Here is an 18,890-nt window from a genome sequence, read left to right as displayed (position 1 = left end):
GCCTACGGACAGGCGGGTCGAATGCCGAAGCGTGGTTTAAAAGCCACATTATTGATTGAGTTAACGCTCAAATTTTATAAGTTGATTACTTAATAATCAGTGTTGTCAAACACATCATCTTGTGAAACGGTCAATAAAGTACGTAATATTTGCACTTGAGAGTAGGAAACATAAGCCCCAGACACTCAGATAGAACAAACTAAAAAACGGCTAAATTCGATTGTAGAGCAGGTGAAAACCTGCTCTTTTTTGTATGATGTGCTTAAAATGTTAAAGAAAGTTAGCACTTGCTACTTTTTTAAGTCTCGATTAGGTATTGCCCTAACCATTTTTTGCAAAAGGAGAAAAATTGAATCAGAAAGATCAAACAAAAGCACCAATCTATCAAGGATTGGTTGACTTGAGAAAGAAAAGAATTGTTCCATTTGATGTGCCAGGTCATAAAAGAGGACGTGGAAATCCAGAATTAGTTGAGTTGTTAGGGGAAAAATGTGTTGGCATTGATGTTAACTCCATGAAACCGCTTGATAATTTAGGACATCCCGTTTCAATCATTCGAGAAGCTGAAGAATTAGCGGCAGATGCCTTCGGGGCTGCGCATGCTTTTTTGATGGTTGGAGGTACCACGTCTGCTGTTCAGGCTATGATTTTGGCTACTGTAAAAGCTGGGGATAAGATTATTCTTCCAAGGAATGTGCATAAGAGTGCTATTAATGCACTGGTTTTATGCGGAGCCATTCCCATTTATATTGAATTGAGCGTCAATCATAAAATCGGCATTGCGCTTGGTTTGGAAAACGATCGATTCGCCCAAGCCATTAAAGAACATCCAGACGCTAAGGCTGTTTTAATCAATAACCCTACTTACTACGGTATCTGTTCTGATCTTAAAGGATTAACTGACTTGGCTCATGCTGCTGGGATGAAAGTCTTGGTTGATGAGGCCCACGGTGCACACTTACCATTTACGGATAAATTACCTTTGTCCGCAATGGAGGCTGGAGCTGATATGTCTGCTGTCTCTATGCATAAATCAGGTGGTTCTTTAACCCAAAGTTCAATTTTACTGTTAGGACCTGGTATGAATCAGGAATATGTCCGTCAAATCATCAACTTGACGCAATCAACTAGTGCTTCCTATTTGCTCTTGTCTAGTTTGGATATTTCCCGTCGTAATTTGGCATCACGTGGAAAAGAATCTTTTGAAAAAGTGATTGAAATGGCTGAATATGCTCGTCGCGAAATTAATGCTATTGGGGGTTATTACGCCTTTTCTAAAGAGTTGGTTGATGGGGTTTCGGTCTATGATTTTGATGTTACAAAATTGTCAATCTATACACAAGGAATTGGGCTAACAGGTATTGAAGTTTATGACTTGCTTCGTGATGAATACGATATTCAAATTGAATTTGGTGATATCGGTAATATCTTAGCTTATATCTCTATTGGTGATAGATTACAAGATATTGAGCGATTGGTTGGGGCTCTTGCTGATATCAAGCGTCTACACGCGCGTGATGGGAAAGATTTGATGTCTGGTGAATACATTCAACCTGAGTTGGTTTTGACGCCACAAGAAGCCTTCTATGCAGAACGTGATAGTGTTCCACTTAAAGAGGCAATCGGACATGTCTGTGGTGAGCTAGTGATGGCTTATCCTCCAGGAATTCCAATTCTTGCCCCTGGTGAGCGTATCACTAAAGAATTGATTGACTACATCATCTTTTCAAAAGAAAGAGGCTGTTCTATTCAAGGAACAGAAGACCCTGATGTGAAATACATCAACATTATCAAGGAGGCCTAAGAAATGGATTTATGGTTTTCAGAAAGTCACACACCTGATGTGAAATTATCTGTCAGAACAGAAGAACAATTGTTTGTAGGAAAAAGTGAGTGGCAAGATATTTCTGTCATCAATACCCCATCTTTTGGCAAAATGTTGATCTTAAACGGTCATGTTCTTTTCTCTGATGCGGATAATTTTGTTTATAACGAAATGGTTGTCCATGTCCCAATGGCTGTGCATCCTAATCCCGAAAAAGTCTTGATTATTGGTGGAGGTGATGGAGGAGTTGCCCAAGTTCTTGAACTCTATCCTGATATCAAACAGATTGATATTGTTGAACCTGATGAAATGTTGGTGGATGTTTGTCGCCAATATTTTCCAGAGTTTGCTTCAGGTTTAGACGATGACCGTGTGACCATTTATCATCAAGATGGCTTGCGCTTTTTAAGAAACTGCGACAGTGATTATGACATTATTATCAATGATGCAACAGATCCCTTTGGCCATACTGAAGGTTTGTTTACCAAGGAATTCTATGGGAATAGTTACCGTGCTCTCAAAGAAGATGGTATCATGATTTATCAACATGGCAGTCCTTTCTTTGATGAAGACGAATCTGCTTTTAGAAGTATGCACCGCAAAGCCTCTCAAAGTTTCCCAATCAGTCGTGTTTTCCAAGCGCACATCCCAACAGCACCTTCAGGATACTGGTGTTTTGGCTTTGCTTCTAAAAAATACCACCCTATTGAAGATTTTAAGAAGGAAGACTGGAAAGCACGTCAATTAAAAACAGACTACTATTCAGCAAACTTGCATTTAGGTGCCTTTAGCCTACCAAGATATGTTGAAGATATTTTAGAAGAAGAGGAAGAAAAATAATGAGCCGTTTATTAGTGATTGGGTGTGGTGGCGTTGCCCAAGTTGCCATCAGTAAAATTTGTCAAGACCCAGAAACGTTCACAGAGATCATGATTGCTAGTCGCACCAAATCAAAATGTGATGACTTAAAAGCAAGATTAGAAAGTAAAACATCTGTTAAAATTGAAACAGCAGCCTTGGATGCCGATAAGGTAGATGATATCATTGCCTTGATTCAAGCCTATCAACCTAAAGCTGTTTTAAATGTGGCCCTTCCTTACCAAGATTTAAGCATCATGGATGCTTGTCTAGCAACAGGTGTTCACTATATCGATACCGCTAACTATGAATCAGAAGATACCGAAGATCCAGAATGGCGCGCAGTTTATGAAAAACGTTGCCAAGAATTAGGATTTACAGCCTACTTTGATTATTCTTGGCAGTGGGCTTATCAAGAAAAGTTTAAGGAAGCTGGTTTAACAGCCCTCCTTGGATCAGGATTCGACCCAGGAGTTACCAGTGTCTTCACAGCTTATGCCTTGAAACATTATTTTGACGAAATTCATACCATTGACATTCTAGACTGTAATGGTGGTGATCACGGTTACCCATTTGCTACCAATTTTAACCCAGAAATTAACCTTCGTGAAGTCTCAGCACCAGGATCATATTGGGAAAACGGGAAATGGGTAGAGGTTGAAGCAATGTCTATCAAACGTGAATATGACTTCCCAGAAGTGGGGCAAAAAGACATGTATCTTCTACACCATGAAGAAATTGAGTCACTAGCAAAACATATTCCTGGCGTTAAACGCATTCGCTTCTTCATGACATTTGGTCAATCCTACTTAACACATATGAAGTGTCTTGAAAATGTTGGTTTGCTTCGTACAGATCCTATTTCTTTTAATGGTCAAGAAATTGTTCCTATTCAGTTCTTAAAAGCCCTACTACCGGATCCTGCAAGCTTAGGCCCTCGCACAGTTGGAAAAACGAATATCGGTTGTATCTTTACTGGGGTAAAAGATGGTCAGGAAAAAACAATCTATATCTACAACGTTTGCGACCATCAGGAATGCTATCGTGAAGTGGGTTCCCAAGCCATCTCATACACTACAGGTGTGCCAGCGATGATCGGGACAAAATTAGTGATGAATGGCACATGGCAAGAAGCAGGTGTCTTCAACCTAGAACAATTGGATCCAGATCCGTTTATGGAAGCTTTAAATCAATATGGCTTACCATGGGTAGTTGTTGAAAACCCACAAGTGGTGGATTAATGAAATTAGAACAGGTGCCAACCCCTTCATATGTCATTGATGAAGGGCAATTAATCAAGAATTTAGAGATTTTAAAAAGTGTTCAAGATGAAGCAGGCTGTAAGATCTTATTGGCTCAAAAAGCCTATTCACTCTTTGCAACCTATCCTCTCATCGGGCAATACTTGGCGGGTACCACAGCAAGTGGCCTATATGAAGCAAAGTTAGGCCATGAGGAGATGGGTGGTGAAGTGCATGTTTTTGCACCCGCCTTTAAAGATGATGACATGAAAGAGCTCCTTGAGATTGCAGACCATATTGTCTTTAACTCTGAAAGACAATTACGTAAACATGCTGAGGCTTGTCACCATTCGGGTGTCAGTATCGGTTTACGTCTTAATCCAGAAATATCAACCCAAAATGATCATGACCAATACGATCCTTGTGCCTATGGCTCACGTTTTGGCGTGACCGAGAGTCACTTCCATCCTGAGGTTTTGGAGTTGATTGATGGTTTTCATTTTCATACCTTGTGTGAGCAAAACGTGGATGATTTAGTAACCACCCTCAAGGTTTTTGAAGCAAAATTTGGGTCTTATCTTCATCAGTTGAAATGGTTGAATCTCGGTGGAGGCCATCATATCACTCGAGCGGATTATGACCTGCCAACCCTTGTTCAAGAAATCAAACGACTCAAAGCAACCTATAACATTGACATCTATTTAGAACCTGGGGAAGCCATTGCCCTCAATGCAGGCTATTTAGCCACAGAAGTCTTAGATATTGTAGAAAATGGTATATCAACTTTAATCCTGGATGCCTCGGCAACCTGTCACATGCCAGATGTTATTGAGATGCCTTATCGTCCGCCATTGAAAGACGCCTTTGATGCTCAGGAAAAAGCTTTTACTTACAGATTATCATCCAATACCTGTTTGACAGGGGATATCATTGGAGACTATTCTTTTGAAAAAGCTGTTGAGATTGGCCAAAGACTTTATTTCCAAGATATGGCTATTTATTCATTTGTCAAAAATAATACTTTTAATGGCATTGGTTTGCCTAGTTTGTATCTGATGGATCAAAGTGGAGATTGCCACCTCATTAAATCCTTTACTTATGAGGATTTTAAAAGCAGATTATCTTAAAAAGGAGAGTAGACCATGAAAAGTCCAAAAACAATGGGTTTTCACATGCCAGCAGAATATGAAAAGCATCATGGAACCTTGATGATTTGGCCAACAAGACCTGGTTCATGGCCTTTTGAAGCTAAGGCTGCAAAAGAGGCTTTTAGTCGCATTATTCAGGTGATTTCTGAAAGCGAGCAAGTCTACCTTCTAGTGGAAAAGGCTTATCTACAAGAAGCTAAAACTTTTCTAGGAGATAAGCCCATTTATCTGGACATTCCCACAAATGATGCTTGGGCGCGTGACACGGGTCCGACCATTTTACGCAATGCTCAAAAAGAAGCCTTAGCCGTTGACTGGGCCTTTAATGCTTGGGGAGGCAGTTTTGATGGCCTTTATCAAGACTATGAGGCTGATGATTTGGTGGCTAGCCGCTTTTCAAAAGCCTTGGGAATTCCCCATTTTGATGCTCATCCTTTTGTATTGGAAGGCGGAGCCATCCACAGTGACGGTGAGGGAACAATTCTGGTTACCGAAAGCTGTTTATTAAGTGGTGGCCGTAATCCTAACTTAAGCAAAGATGAGATTGAAGCATCCTTAGTCAATTATCTGGGTGCTGAAAAAATCATCTGGTTACCTTATGGGATTTATCAAGATGAAACCAATGAACATGTTGATAATGTCTGTGCATTTGTTGGTCCTGCAGAATTAGTGTTAGCCTGGACAGATGATCAAGAGGATCCACAGTATGCTATGTCGAAAGCGGATTTGGATTTTTTGGCATCGCAAACAGATGCTAAGGGTCGTCCCTTCAAGGTTCATAAACTCTTGATTCCTAAAAAAATACAAAGGATTGAAGAAAGTGATTTACCTGGCTATGATTATGAGGAAGGTGAAGAGGAACGTCAAGAAGGTGAGCGCCTAGCGGCTTCTTATGTGAATTTTTATATTTGCAATCAGGCTGTTCTGGTTCCTCAATTTGATGATGTCCATGACCATCTTGCGCTTGAGTTGTTAGCGGAGCTTTTCCCTGATAGGAAAATTCAGGGCATCCCAGCTCGAGATATCCTTGTGGGTGGTGGTAATATTCACTGTATCACGCAACAAATTCCCCTATTTGAGAAAGGAGCTTTATGAGACAAGCTACAGTTGCTGCTATTCAAATGCAGTGTCACTTAGAGCCGGAAAAAAATATTGAAAAGGCAGAGCGTCTAGTTAGAGAAGCTGCAGCCAAAGGTGCTCAGATTATCCTTTTGCCAGAATTATTTGAACGTCCTTATTTTTGTCAGGAACGTCAATATGATTACTATCAATTTGCGACTGCTACGGAAGATAATTTGGCAATCAAGCATTTTAAGGCCATTGCCAAAGAACTCAGCATCGTCATTCCCATTAGTTTTTACGAAAAAGACGGTAATGTTCTCTTTAATTCCATCGCTGTTATAGATGCTGATGGGTCTATTCTTGGTGTTTACCGAAAAACACATATTCCAGATGATCATTACTATCAAGAAAAATTTTATTTTACACCTGGAAATACTGGTTTCAAGGTATGGGAAACCCGTTATGGAAACATTGGTATTGGTATTTGTTGGGATCAATGGTTTCCTGAAACCGCCCGTTGCCTTGCCCTAGCTGGAGCAGAACTTCTCTTATATCCAACAGCTATCGGGTCTGAACCAATTTTAGAGACTGATAGTAGTGGCCATTGGCAACGGACAATGCAGGGGCATGCTGCGGCAAATATCATTCCTGTGATTGCAGCTAACAGAATTGGTCGCGAAGTGGTGACACCAAGTATTGAGAATGGTCAGCAAGCTTCTGAACTTGTCTTTTACGGTTCTTCCTTTATGACAGACGAGACAGGTGCAATGATTGAGCTGGCTTCTAAAGAAGAAGAGTGTGTCTTAATGCATACCTATGATTTAGACAAAGGCACTCGTGAACGTCTGGATTGGGGTCTCTTCCGTGATCGTCGTCCAGAAATGTACAAAGCTATTAGCCGTTAAGGAATTGGAATGCATCCAATTCCTTTTTTCAATAGAAATTTGTCCTTTTAGGTTTGGTTCAATCCATAATTTTGTTATAATAAGTTTTATGAGAATTGTATCAGGTGAATTCGGTGGGCGTCCTTTAAAGACCCTGCAAGGAAAAACAACGAGACCAACCTCTGATAAGGTTCGGGGTGCTATGTTTAATATGATTGGTCCTTATTTTGACGGGGGTCGAGTCTTAGATTTATTTGCTGGTTCTGGAGCTCTGTCTATTGAAGCTATTTCGCGGGGAATGTCGGAAGCTGTTTTGGTTGAACGCGATCGCGGAGCGCAAGCCATTATCCAAGAAAATATTAAGATGACAAAGGCTGAGAAGCAGTTCAAACTCTTAAAAATGGATGCAAAGAAGGCCTTGTCACAGTTACATCAGCCATTTGACTTGATTTTTTTAGACCCACCTTATGCTAAAGAGGAAATTGTAGCCACTATTGAAACTTTAGATGAGAGAGGGCTCTTTTCTGAGGATGTCATGGTTGTTTGTGAAACGGATAAAGCTGTGCAATTACCTGAAGAGGTTGCATCTTTAGGCATTTGGAAAGAAAAAATTTATGGAATTAGTAAGGTAACGGTTTATGTCAGATAAAATTGGGCTATATTCTGGATCATTTGATCCTGTGACCAATGGTCACATGGATATCATTGCGCGTGCGAGCCAACTCTTTGATCATCTCTATATTGGAGTATTCTTCAACCCTGAGAAAAAAGGTTTTTTTGATCTAGAAACGCGGATCAATGTATTAAAAGAAGCCTTAGTGGACTATCCTAATATTTCTGTTGTTTCTGCGGCAGATAGTTTGGCAGTGGATTTGGCCAAATCATTAGGGGTCACGCACATGGTTAGAGGCCTTAGGAACCCAACTGATTTTGAGTATGAGTCAAATTTAGAGTTTTTCAATAATCGTTTGGATCCTAGTATTGATACGGTATATTTTATTGCTCACAATCTGATGCAGCCTATCAGTTCTAGTCGTGTAAAAGAACTGATTCACTTTAACTCTTCTATTGAGGGACTTGTTCCCCAATCCGTTATCAAGCAATTGGAGTCAATGAATGAAAGTAATCAAAACTTATAAATGGTGGGTGCTCTCCATCTTGTCAATGGTCTTAATTCTCTTTGCCTTATTTTTCCCACTGCCTTACTACATTGAAATGCCAGGGGGGGCTTATGATATTAGATCTGTCTTGAAGGTCAATGGCAAAAAAGATAATGAAAAAGGCTCCTATAACTTCGTAGCTGTAACAGTCAGTCATGCCACATTTGCTCAAATGCTTTATGCTTGGATGACACCATTCACTGAGATTTCATCAGCTGAAGATACAACTGGAGGATATAGTGATGCTGACTACTTACGCATTAATCAGTTTTACATGGAAACCTCTCAAAATAGTGCTATTTATCAGGCCTTAAAACTGGCTGATAAAGATGTTTCCTTGGATTATTTAGGGGTTTATGTCTTAGATGTAAGCAAAGATTCCACATTCAAAGGAAAACTAAACATCGCTGATACTGTGACAGCAGTCAATCATAAATCCTTTAAGAGTTCTAAAGAATTAATTGATTATGTGTCAGGTTTAAAACTGGGTGATAAGGTCAGTGTCCAATTCACTTCAGATGGTAAAGATAAATCTAAAAATGGTAAAATCATCAAACTCAAAAATGGCAAAAATGGTATTGGTATTGGCTTAACAGATCATACCAAGGTCCATACCGACCAAGACATTGTTTTTTCAACAGATGGTGTCGGTGGTCCTAGTGCAGGCTTGATGTTCACACTTGATATCCTGGACCAAATTAATAAAGAAGACCTGCGAAAAGGTCGTAAAATTGCAGGGACAGGTACAATTGATCAAGATGGCAGGGTTGGTGATATTGGTGGGGCAGGCTTAAAAGTTATTGCTGCTGCTAACGAGGGGGCGGAAATCTTTTTTGTGCCTAATAACCCAGTGGATAAAAAGCTCAAAAAACGTTATCCTGATTTAAAAACCAATTATGACGAGGCCAAAGAAGCAGCCAAACAAATTAAAACGAAAATGAAAATTGTTCCCGTAACAACAGCTAAAGAGGCCATAGATTATTTGAAAAAGACTAACTAAGCTTACAGCTTTTATAAACCATGATAAAACTTCTAGATTATTCTGGAAGTTTTTTGGATTAATAAAAGTAGTCAAAATAGTTGAATAAGAAGTAAATATGATGCTTATATCCTTTTTAGCAACGAAATTTTTTTAAAAGTTATTGACAGAAATGAAGAAAACGGTTACAATATGTTTTGTGAGACCGGTTCCATATAAAGTGAGAAAGGAGGCATTGGATATTATGGCGACAATAAAAGAAGTGGCTGAAGAGGCAGGAGTGTCTAAATCTACAGTGTCTCGTTATATTTCTCAAAATGGATATGTGTCAGATGAGGCTAGGGAAAAGATTAAAAAGGCCATTGAAAAGTTGCATTATAGTCCAAATCTGATTGCCCAATCCTTAAAAACAAAAAAAAATCAACTTGTCGGTTTGCTCTTGCCTGATATATCAAACCCATTCTTTCCACGCTTGGCCAGAGGGGCTGAAGTATTTTTAAAAGAAAAAGGCTATCGGGTCATGCTGGGCAATATTGGTCACAGTCAGACCTTAGAAGAAGAGTACATCGATATGCTACTTCAAAACAATGCAGCCGGTATTATTACCACTCATGATTTTACGCAAAATCATCCAGAAATTGACATCCCTGTCGTAGTGGTTGACCGCGTTGATAAACACAGTGAGTATGGTGTTTTTTCAGATAGTCATGAGGGGGGACGCTTGGCAGCTGAAATGGTTTATGAGGCTGGGACTAAGCAAGTGCTTTTAATAAGGGGCCCCTTAGATATGGCAACTAACTTAAATGAGCGTTTTAAAGCGAGTTTACATTATTTGAAAGAAAAGGGTGTTGATGTCAGGATTTGTGATAGTGGGAGTTTTGATTTTGAAACTATTCAAAATGAGGCTAAACGTCATTTAGATTATTTTGTTAATTGTGATAGTATTATTGCCCCATCAGATATTCATGCTATTGCCTATATTCATGAATTGCATGCACGTGGCAAAAAGATTCCCGATGATGTGCAAGTGATTGGTTACGATGATATTATAATGAGTCAATTTATTTATCCTTCCCTTTCCACCATTCACCAGTCATCTTATCAGATGGGACACCAAGCAGCGGAATTAATTTATAAGATTGCAAATAATATCCCAGTTGACGAAAAACGGATTAAATTGCCGGTTCATTTTGTCGAACGTGAAACATTAAGGAGGAAAAAATGAGTCGTATTGTAGTTATTGGTAGTATTTCAATGGATTTGGTCATGGAGACGAGTCGTATCCCTCAAGAGGGGGAAACAGTCTTTGGAAATCACTTTTCAATGGTTCCAGGAGGAAAAGGAGCTAACCAAGCTGTTGCCCTAGGACGTTTGAGTTCTGATCAGGATGATTGTACTATTATTGGATGCTTAGGTCAGGATTCATTTGGTCCCCTTTTGAAACAAAACCTAGTTGATAACAATTTAAATACAAGCTATGTGGGAACGGTACCATCATCTTCTGGAATTGCACAAATTACACTTTTCCAACAGGATAATCGCATTATTGTCTGTCCTGGTGCAAACGACTTTGTCAGCCCAGACCGATGGTCATCAGAATGGGAAGTGATTGAGCAAGCCGATTTGGTGATTTTGCAAAATGAGATTCCTCATCAAGCTAATAAAAGAATAGCATCCTATTGTAAGGAACATGGTATAAAAGTACTGTATAATCCAGCACCATCGCGTTCGACTGATAAAGAGATGATAGATTTGGTGGATTATGTCACTCCAAATCAGCATGAATGTCAGGAACTTTTTCCGGAGAGGACTCTTGAAGAAAATGTGATGGCCTACCCAAACAAACTGATTGTCACTTTAGGCAGCCAAGGTTCAATTTTTTTTGATGGTAGCAGTTTGAAGACAATTCCTGCTATTAAAGCAGATGTGGTTGATACTACGGGGGCTGGCGATACCTTTAACGGTGCCTTTGGCTTTGCTTTAACGAAACAGTTACCGATTGAACAGGCACTTCAATTTGCTACTTTGGCTTCACATTTATCGGTTCAGAAATTTGGTGCTCAGGGTGGCATGCCAACTTTAGAAGAAATGAGGAAACATCAGGCTTATGAAAAAACATGGGATTTTAAATAGTGACTTAGCAAAAATTGTTGATGACTTGGGACATACGGATCGGGTTTGTATTGGTGATTTGGGCTTGCCGATTCCTAGTGGTGTGCGAAAGATTGATCTGTCTCTAAAGGCTGGTTTTCCAAGTTTTCAAGACCTACTGGATGTCTATTTAGAGCATGTGCTTGTGGAAAAAATCATCCTAGCTGAGGAAATTAAGGAGCAGAATCCAGAGCAACTGTCTCAAATTTTAAGAAAATTGGATGATGGCGTCACTGTTGAATATGTCAGTCATGAGCAACTCAAGGCATTAAATCAAGACGTGAAGGCAGTGATTCGCACGGGTGAAAATACTCCATATTCAAATATCATTTTACAATCGGGTGTAACCATTTAGGAAGGTTGGGCTTCATGAAAATTGACATGAGAGGAATTTCCAAATCATTTGGGAGCAATAAGGTTTTAGAAAAAATTGACTTAAGTATAGCATCTGGTCAAGTTCATGCCCTAATGGGAGAAAATGGTGCGGGGAAGTCTACCTTAATGAATATACTGACAGGTCTATTTCCTGCTAGTCATGGGGATATTATCATTGATGGAAAAGAGATGACCTTTTCTAATCCACAAGAAGCTGAAGAATTTGGAATCAGTTTTATTCATCAAGAAATGAATACCTGGCCGGAAATGACTGTTCTGGAGAATCTATTTCTTGGTCGTGAGGTGAAAACACCACTCGGGCTTCTTGATCAAAAAGCAATGGCTAAAAAAGCTAAGGCTGCTTTTGAACGTCTAGGAGTGTCCATTCCCTTACACTGTCCCATTGGTGACCTGTCTGTTGGTCAACAACAGATGATTGAAATTGCCAAGAGTTTGCTATCAAAAGTTTCTTTGCTCATTATGGATGAGCCGACAGCCGCCTTAACTGATCGTGAGACGGAAAATTTGTTTAGGGTTATTAAAGGCTTGAAAGAAGAAGGTGTTGGAATTATTTACATTTCACACCGGATGGAAGAAATCTTTAAAATCACGGATTTAGTGACTGTTATGCGAGATGGCATTGTGGTTGATACGAAAAAAACCAGTGAAACGACCCCTTATGAACTGGTTAAGAAGATGGTTGGCCGTGAGCTTGAAGATTTTTACCCCGAAAAAAAGGCAAGCATTGGTGACATTGCTTTTGAAGTTGAAAACCTTACTGGTTCAGCTTTTCAAGATGTTTCGTTTAAGGTTAGAAAAGGTGAAATCTTAGGCTTTTCTGGCTTAATGGGAGCTGGCCGGACTGAAGTGATGCGTTCTATTTTTGGCCTAGATAAAGTAAAGTCTGGAAAAATAAAACTTAATGGACAAGCATTAAGCATTTCCAACCCTGCACAAGCTATCGCTCAAGGCATCGGATTTTTAACTGAAGATCGCAAAGCAGAAGGTTTAATCTTAGATTTTTCCATTAAAGATAATATGACTTTACCGAGTACCAAAGACTTCGTCAAACATGGATTATTTGATGAGAAAACAAGTACTATTTTCGTTCAGCAATTAATTGATCGCTTGCGCATCAAATCAGGTACACCCAAGATGACCGTTGGTCAACTATCAGGTGGTAATCAGCAAAAAGTCGTTTTAGCTAAATGGATTGGCATAGCCCCTAAAGTTTTAATTTTAGATGAGCCAACACGTGGTGTAGACGTTGGGGCTAAACGTGAAATTTATCAGTTGATTGATGAGCTTGCTGAAAGAGGTGTTCCTATTATTTTAGTGTCATCTGATTTACCTGAAATTTTAGGAGTCAGTGATCGTATCATGGTTATGCATGAGGGTCGCATTGCAGGAGAATTGAGCCGAGAAGAGGCAAGTCAAGAAAGTGTTATGCAATTGGCAACAGGAGGGCATTAAGTTGAAAAAAGTCATGAAATATTTCTCAGAGTTGACAACTCTGGTCGCCTTAATTGGATTAATGATTGTCATTACAATAATCAATCCTAATTTCTTAACCACCAATAACTTGTTGAATTTGTTACTGCAAGTCACTGCAAATGGATTTATCGCCTTTGGGATGACCTTTGTTATATTGACCGGTGGGATTGATTTATCTGTGGGGTCTATATTGGCCCTCTCAAGTGCTCTGACAGCAGGTTTAATTGCTAAGGGAACACCTGTTGGAATAGCTATTTTACTTGCATTAGCCCTAGGTGGTATCTTTGGCATGTTAAATGGTCTCTTGATTTCATACGGCAAACTTGCTCCATTTATTGTGACACTGGCAACGATGACTATTTTTAGAGGAGCTACCTTGGTCTATTCTAACGGAAATCCTATTACGGGAGGTCTTTCAGATAGTTTTACCTTCCAATTCATAGGACAAGGTTATATATTTGGAATCCCTTTTCCAGTCATTCTCATGTTCCTCGTATTTTTAATCTTGTATCTCTTGCTTCATAAGACAGCTTTTGGTAAATCTGTTTATGCCTTAGGCGGAAATGAAAAAGCTGCTTATATTTCCGGGATTAAATTAAATAAAGTCAAGATTGTGATCTATACCATATCAGGAATGATGGCAGCCATTTCAGGTTTAATCATTACGTCTCGTTTAAGTTCTGCTCAACCGACAGCAGGTGCAAGTTATGAGATGGATGCAATCGCTGCTGTTGTACTTGGCGGAACATCCTTATCTGGAGGAAAAGGTAGAATTCTAGGAACCTTAATTGGTGCTTTAATCATTGGGGTCTTAAACAATGGACTTAACATCATCGGGGTTTCCGCCTTTTGGCAACAAGTAGTCAAAGGTGTTGTTATTTTAATTGCTGTTCTTTTGGATCGTCTAAAAGTAGCAAAAGCTTCATAAATGAGTGTTTTTAAAAAAATATAAAAAGGAGATTGTCACATGAAATGTATCAAAAAACTAGGCTTTTTAGCTCTCTTCCTATCAATGGTATTGCTTCTGGGTGCCTGTGGTAAAACGGGGTTAGGAAACTCTTCCGCATCTTCCTCAAAGGAAGTCACCAAAAAAGCAGCTAAAGATTTGAAATTGGGAGTATCCATTTCAACAACTAACAATCCATACTTTGTTGCCATGAAAGATGGATTGGATAAATTTGCTGGTGAGAAAAAAGTGAGTTTGAAAGTTGCTGACGCGCAAGATGATGCAGCACGTCAAGCGGATGATATTCAAAACTTTATTAGTCAAAATGTTGATGCCATTTTGATTAATCCAGTTGATTCAAAGGCTGTCGTTTCTTCCATCAAAGCAGCTAATTCTGCCAATATACCTGTTATCTTAATTGACCGTGGTAGTGAAGGCGGAGACGTTTTAACAACCGTCGCTTCTGATAACGTTGAAGCTGGTAAAATGGCTGCTGAATTTGTGGTTAAAGAATTAGGTGAAAAAGCAAAAGCATTTGAATTGTCAGGTGTACCAGGAGCTTCCGCAACAGTTGACCGTGGTAAAGGCTTTAATAAGATTGCAAAAACAAAATTAGATATCCTTTCTAGTCAATCTGCCAATTTTGATCGTGCCAAAGCTCTCAATACAGCTCAAAACATGATTCAAGGCCATAAAGATGTTCAAGTTATTTTTGCCCAAAATGATGAAATGGCTTTGGGAGCAGCACAAGCTGTTAAATCAGCAGGACTTAAAGATATTCTGATTGTCGGCATTGATGGTCAACCAGATGCACATGATGCTATCAAGAATGGTGATATTACAGCAACAATAGCCCAACAACCAGCCAAAATGGGAGAAATTGCCATCCAAGCAGCAATTGACCACTATCAAGGTAAAAAAGTGAAAAAAACAACCGTTTCTCCTATCTATTTAGTCACCAAAGAAACTGTTGATCAATATAATTGGTAACCATTTTAAAACAGAGCTGTATGCTCTGTTTTTTCAGTTTGAAAGAAGTTATAGGTTTATGATTTCCTATTTTAAATAACAGAATTCGATGTCAAAAATGATATAATAGCCTTACTATCTGGTTTTAAAAGTGAACCCTATCCAGAAATAGAAAGGCAATCCATGCAGGAAATCATTCGTTTACTTCATCTCAATGATTTACATTCCCATTTTGAAGCTTTTCCTAAACTGCAACGCTTTTTTGAAAAAGCTTCGCAAAATCAAGATGAAGAAGTGATCAAACTGGACATCGGAGATAACATTGATCGAAGTCATCCTTTATCTGATGCGACCAAAGGAAAAGCAAATGTCCAACTGATGAATCAACTTGGAATAGATTTTGCTACAATTGGTAACAATGAAGGTATCGGTTTAAGTAAGGAAGATTTAAATCAAGTCTATGATGAGGCAAATTTTGAAGTCATTTTAGGAAATCTTGAAGATAATCATCAGCGCCCTAAATGGGCTTCTCCCTATGCCATTTACAGGACAAAAAAGGGAACGACCATTGCTTTTCTTGCCTATACCTTTCCCTACTACTGGACCTATGAACCTAATGGTTGGCAAGTCACAGACCCTATTGAAGCTTTAAAAAGAGATCTTCAATTGCCGGAAGTGGCATCTGCAGATATACGTATTCTCTTGAGTCATTTAGGCATCACTGTCGATGAAAGAATCACTGAAGAAGTGGACAATATCGATTTAATTATCGGAAGTCACACCCATCATGTTTTTGAAGATGGTGCTTGTTTAAATGGAACCTATCTAGCTGCTGCTGGGAAATATGGCCAGTATGTCGGTAACATTTCCATGGTATTAGAGAACCATCGGCTTCAGGAAATAGAAATTATTGCTCATGAAACCAGCCATTTTCCCAGTCTTCCTTCGGATCAAGAAGCGATTCAAGCTTTATTGAATGAGGGAGAGAGGCTTTTAGATGACCAGAGTATTCTGACGCTTGCAGAACCATTAAATCAAGAAAAAACACTGGATTTAGTGATGGAAGCTATGATGGATTATGCTCATGCCGATACTTGTCTGATTAACACTGGCTTGTTGGTGCATCCTCTGGACCAAAGGATAACTTTAAAATCACTTCAAAAAAGCTTACCGCATCAAATGCGCTTAGCACGTTTCGAATTAAGCAAAGAAAGTTTCGAAAAAATCTGCTTTGAGATTTGGGGACAGGCGGATTTGTTAAAAAATCAGGAAATTAGAGGGATGGGCTTCCGCGGCAAACAGTTTGGGGGACTATGTAGCCGTGGCTTTGCATACAAAAATGGAAAAATAGTGTATAATGAAACAGTTATGGGCAAATCGGATAAGATAAGTTTAGTTTTAGTCGATCAGTATTTTTTTGCTTCCTATTTTCCTAGTGTGAAGCAAGAATTGCCTACCTTGCTCTTCCCTGATCTTTTAAGGGAAGTTTTGGAAAAATACCTCAAAAATGAGAAGATGATCGGAAAGGAGTCCAATGAAAAAGGAAATTTCACCAGAAATGTATAACTATAATAAATTTCCTGGGCCAAAGTTCATTAGTTTTGATAATATCGTAAAAAGTGATGACTATACCTTCACTCTTTTGGAAAATGAAAAAGAGGCGTTTGATACAACCGCCTTTGAACAACGTTTCACTGAAATCTTATTAAAGTATGATTATATTGTTGGGGATTGGGGCAATGAGCAGTTACGTCTTAAGGGATTTTACAAAGACTCCAACGACATCAAAAAAACAAATCGCATCTCCCGTTTAGAAGACTATATTAAAGAATTCTGTAATTTTGGCTGTGCCTACTTTGTTTTAGAAAATCCAAATCCCATTGAAATCAAATTTGAAGAAGATAAGCCTATAAGACGTAAGAAATCAGCAAGACCTCAGAAACGACGGAATAAGGGAGAGGATGTGTTTACAATACATCCTAAGTCAAAAAGCAAAACGTCTAAAGAGAAATATCAAGAACCTCCTAAAAAGAGTAGACGTCGAAAAGATTTTCAAAAAGTTTCTGATAACAAACAAGAAGGCAAAAAACGTCAGTCTCCTGCTCCAAAGAACGACCATTTTATCATCAGAAAGAAGGATAATAATTCATGAAACCATCTATTTACAGCCTAACCAGAGATGAATTAATTGCTTGGGCACTTGAAAACGGTCAGAAAAAATTCCGTGCAACTCAAATTTGGGATTGGCTCTATAAAAAACGTGTCCAATCTTTTGAAGAAATGACCAATATTTCTAAAGACTTCATAGCTCTTTTAAATGAACATTTTTGTGTTAATCCCTTAAAACAAAGAATCGTCCAAGAATCAGCTGATGGAACGGTAAAATATCTCTTTGAACTACCGGACGGCATGTTAATTGAAACGGTGTTGATGCGTCAACATTATGGTCATTCCGTATGTGTGACAACTCAGGTTGGTTGTAATATTGGATGTACTTTCTGTGCAAGTGGTTTGATAAAAAAACAACGTGATTTAAACAATGGTGAAATTACCGCTCAAATTATGTTGGTTCAAAAATATTTTGACGAACGTGGTCAAGACGAACGTGTTAGTCATGTCGTTGTCATGGGAATCGGTGAACCATTTGACAATTACGATAACGTCATGAAATTTTTAAGAACGATTAACGATGATAATGGTTTAGCCATTGGAGCTCGACATATTACGGTATCAACATCTGGTCTCGCCCACAAAATTCGCGAATTTGCAAATGAAGGCGTTCAAGTGAATTTAGCTGTATCACTCCATGCTCCCAATAATGAATTACGTTCGAGCATTATGCGCATTAACCGTTCCTTCCCATTGGAGAAACTATTTGCAGCTATTGAATATTATATTGAGACGACTAATCGTCGTGTAACTTTTGAATATATTATGCTTAATGAAGTTAATGACGGCGTTGAACAGGCACAAGAATTGGCTGATTTAACTAAAAAAATCAGAAAATTGTCATATGTCAATCTTATTCCCTATAATCCTGTTTCAGAACATGATCAATATAGCAGAAGTCCTAAAGAACGAGTGGCAGCCTTCTATGATGTCTTGAAGAAAAATGGGGTCAACTGTGTTGTTCGTCAGGAACATGGAACAGATATCGATGCAGCATGTGGTCAGTTACGATCAAACACCATGAAGAAAGACCGTCAAAAAGTAGTGGCGGCAGTAGCTGATTAATGTCAACATTTTTTGATAATCCTAGGCGACTTTCAGTCAAGGTTATTCGCGTCATGAAAGCTCTAGCAATTCTTTACATCCTAGCTATTTGCATCATGTGCTTTATGCCTCAGCCACAACTCTTTGAAGATATCAAAACCCCCAATATTATTTATGTTGGAAGACTTCGATTTCTTCTGGTTCCCTTCAATTCTATTTTAGGGTTGGGCAAGGTCAATACACTATTTGAAGGTGTTTGGATATTCTGCCAAAATCTAATGAATGTCTTTCTTCTCCTTCCATTAGTTTATCTTTGTCATTTTTTGACAAGCAAATGGCACAGCTATGCTAAGAGTTTTCTTTTAGGTCTCACCATTAGCTTTAGTATCGAAATAACACAGTTACTCTTAGATGTAGCTATTAATGCCAATAGGGTTTTTGAAATTGATGATTTATGGACCAATGCTCTGGGGGCAAGCATTGCCTACGGACTTTTTCGTCTCACTCGTTCTTCTAAAATCTTGACATAAGAGTGCTCTCCTGATAAAGGAGAGACTTTTTTAGCGCATCATAAAATGAGAAAAA

The 18,890-nt window shown here is 38.9% G+C and carries 19 protein-coding genes; all 19 read left to right on the top strand.

Annotated features, from left to right (window positions below):
* Positions 1-349: 349 nt before the first annotated feature.
* The 19 genes from DQM95_RS07055 to DQM95_RS06965 all read left to right on the top strand — a co-directional run bounded on the left by DQM95_RS07055 (position 350) and on the right by DQM95_RS06965 (position 18,835).
* Positions 350-1,804: an aminotransferase class I/II-fold pyridoxal phosphate-dependent enzyme gene (locus DQM95_RS07055; protein WP_037591731.1), complete on the top strand. Its 1,455-nt coding sequence runs from the start codon at positions 350-352 to the stop codon at positions 1,802-1,804.
* 3 nt (positions 1,805-1,807) lie between these two features.
* On the top strand, positions 1,808-2,665 hold the full coding sequence (speE, locus tag DQM95_RS07050) for a polyamine aminopropyltransferase (protein WP_037591733.1): 858 nt from the start codon (positions 1,808-1,810) through the stop codon (positions 2,663-2,665).
* A complete protein-coding gene (locus DQM95_RS07045; RefSeq protein WP_037591738.1) occupies positions 2,665-3,924 on the top strand; it encodes a saccharopine dehydrogenase family protein in 1,260 nt (419 codons plus the stop codon). The genes speE and DQM95_RS07045 overlap by 1 nt, the downstream gene beginning before the upstream one ends.
* The gene (gene nspC, locus DQM95_RS07040) at positions 3,924-5,051 is read left to right on the top strand and encodes a carboxynorspermidine decarboxylase (RefSeq protein ID WP_046389544.1); all 1,128 of its coding nucleotides are present in this window, start codon (positions 3,924-3,926) and stop codon (positions 5,049-5,051) included. Before DQM95_RS07045 ends, nspC begins: the two co-directional genes overlap by 1 nt.
* Positions 5,052-5,066: 15 nt before the next feature.
* On the top strand, positions 5,067-6,167 hold the full coding sequence (gene aguA / locus DQM95_RS07035) for an agmatine deiminase (RefSeq protein WP_037591741.1): 1,101 nt from the start codon (positions 5,067-5,069) through the stop codon (positions 6,165-6,167).
* On the top strand, positions 6,164-7,039 hold the full coding sequence (aguB, locus tag DQM95_RS07030) for an N-carbamoylputrescine amidase (RefSeq protein ID WP_037591745.1): 876 nt from the start codon (positions 6,164-6,166) through the stop codon (positions 7,037-7,039). The genes aguA and aguB overlap by 4 nt, the downstream gene beginning before the upstream one ends.
* Before the next feature lie 88 nt (positions 7,040-7,127).
* Entirely contained in the window at positions 7,128-7,667 is a 540-nt protein-coding gene (rsmD, locus tag DQM95_RS07025) for a 16S rRNA (guanine(966)-N(2))-methyltransferase RsmD (RefSeq protein ID WP_037591746.1), read from the top strand.
* Entirely contained in the window at positions 7,657-8,157 is a 501-nt protein-coding gene (gene coaD, locus DQM95_RS07020) for a pantetheine-phosphate adenylyltransferase (RefSeq protein WP_037591747.1), read from the top strand. The genes rsmD and coaD overlap by 11 nt, the downstream gene beginning before the upstream one ends.
* Positions 8,135-9,178 (top strand): SepM family pheromone-processing serine protease, encoded by a 1,044-nt coding sequence (locus DQM95_RS07015; protein WP_111685985.1) that lies wholly within the window; start codon positions 8,135-8,137, stop codon positions 9,176-9,178. The genes coaD and DQM95_RS07015 overlap by 23 nt, the downstream gene beginning before the upstream one ends.
* A 223-nt stretch (positions 9,179-9,401) precedes the next feature.
* The gene (locus DQM95_RS07010) at positions 9,402-10,382 is read left to right on the top strand and encodes a LacI family DNA-binding transcriptional regulator (protein ID WP_046389542.1); all 981 of its coding nucleotides are present in this window, start codon (positions 9,402-9,404) and stop codon (positions 10,380-10,382) included.
* Entirely contained in the window at positions 10,379-11,290 is a 912-nt protein-coding gene (rbsK, locus tag DQM95_RS07005; RefSeq protein WP_037591749.1) for a ribokinase, read from the top strand. Before DQM95_RS07010 ends, rbsK begins: the two co-directional genes overlap by 4 nt.
* Positions 11,265-11,663 carry a D-ribose pyranase gene (rbsD, locus tag DQM95_RS07000; protein ID WP_015911636.1) on the top strand — a complete coding sequence of 133 codons (399 nt, stop codon included), beginning with the start codon at positions 11,265-11,267 and terminating at the stop codon, positions 11,661-11,663. The genes rbsK and rbsD overlap by 26 nt, the downstream gene beginning before the upstream one ends.
* Positions 11,664-11,677: 14 nt before the next feature.
* Entirely contained in the window at positions 11,678-13,156 is a 1,479-nt protein-coding gene (locus DQM95_RS06995; protein ID WP_037591751.1) for a sugar ABC transporter ATP-binding protein, read from the top strand.
* Position 13,157: 1 nt separating this feature from the next.
* Entirely contained in the window at positions 13,158-14,105 is a 948-nt protein-coding gene (locus DQM95_RS06990; RefSeq protein WP_037591753.1) for an ABC transporter permease subunit, read from the top strand.
* 39 nt (positions 14,106-14,144) lie between these two features.
* Positions 14,145-15,113 carry a substrate-binding domain-containing protein gene (locus tag DQM95_RS06985; protein WP_037591754.1) on the top strand — a complete coding sequence of 323 codons (969 nt, stop codon included), beginning with the start codon at positions 14,145-14,147 and terminating at the stop codon, positions 15,111-15,113.
* 162 nt (positions 15,114-15,275) lie between these two features.
* Positions 15,276-16,658, top strand: a complete 1,383-nt coding sequence (locus DQM95_RS06980) for a bifunctional metallophosphatase/5'-nucleotidase (RefSeq protein WP_037591755.1) — start codon at positions 15,276-15,278, stop codon at positions 16,656-16,658.
* Entirely contained in the window at positions 16,627-17,244 is a 618-nt protein-coding gene (locus tag DQM95_RS06975) for a YutD family protein (protein ID WP_037591759.1), read from the top strand. Before DQM95_RS06980 ends, DQM95_RS06975 begins: the two co-directional genes overlap by 32 nt.
* Entirely contained in the window at positions 17,241-18,326 is a 1,086-nt protein-coding gene (rlmN, locus tag DQM95_RS06970; protein ID WP_012658778.1) for a 23S rRNA (adenine(2503)-C(2))-methyltransferase RlmN, read from the top strand. The genes DQM95_RS06975 and rlmN overlap by 4 nt, the downstream gene beginning before the upstream one ends.
* Positions 18,327-18,379: 53 nt before the next feature.
* Positions 18,380-18,835: a VanZ family protein gene (locus DQM95_RS06965; protein WP_111686034.1), complete on the top strand. Its 456-nt coding sequence runs from the start codon at positions 18,380-18,382 to the stop codon at positions 18,833-18,835.
* Positions 18,836-18,890 lie beyond the last annotated feature (55 nt).

This window comes from Streptococcus uberis, assembly GCF_900475595.1.
Classification (GTDB): Bacteria; Bacillota; Bacilli; order Lactobacillales; family Streptococcaceae; genus Streptococcus; species Streptococcus uberis.
The sequence above is the reverse complement of the archived record's forward strand: the minus strand, read 5'-3'. Positions and strand labels throughout refer to the sequence as shown.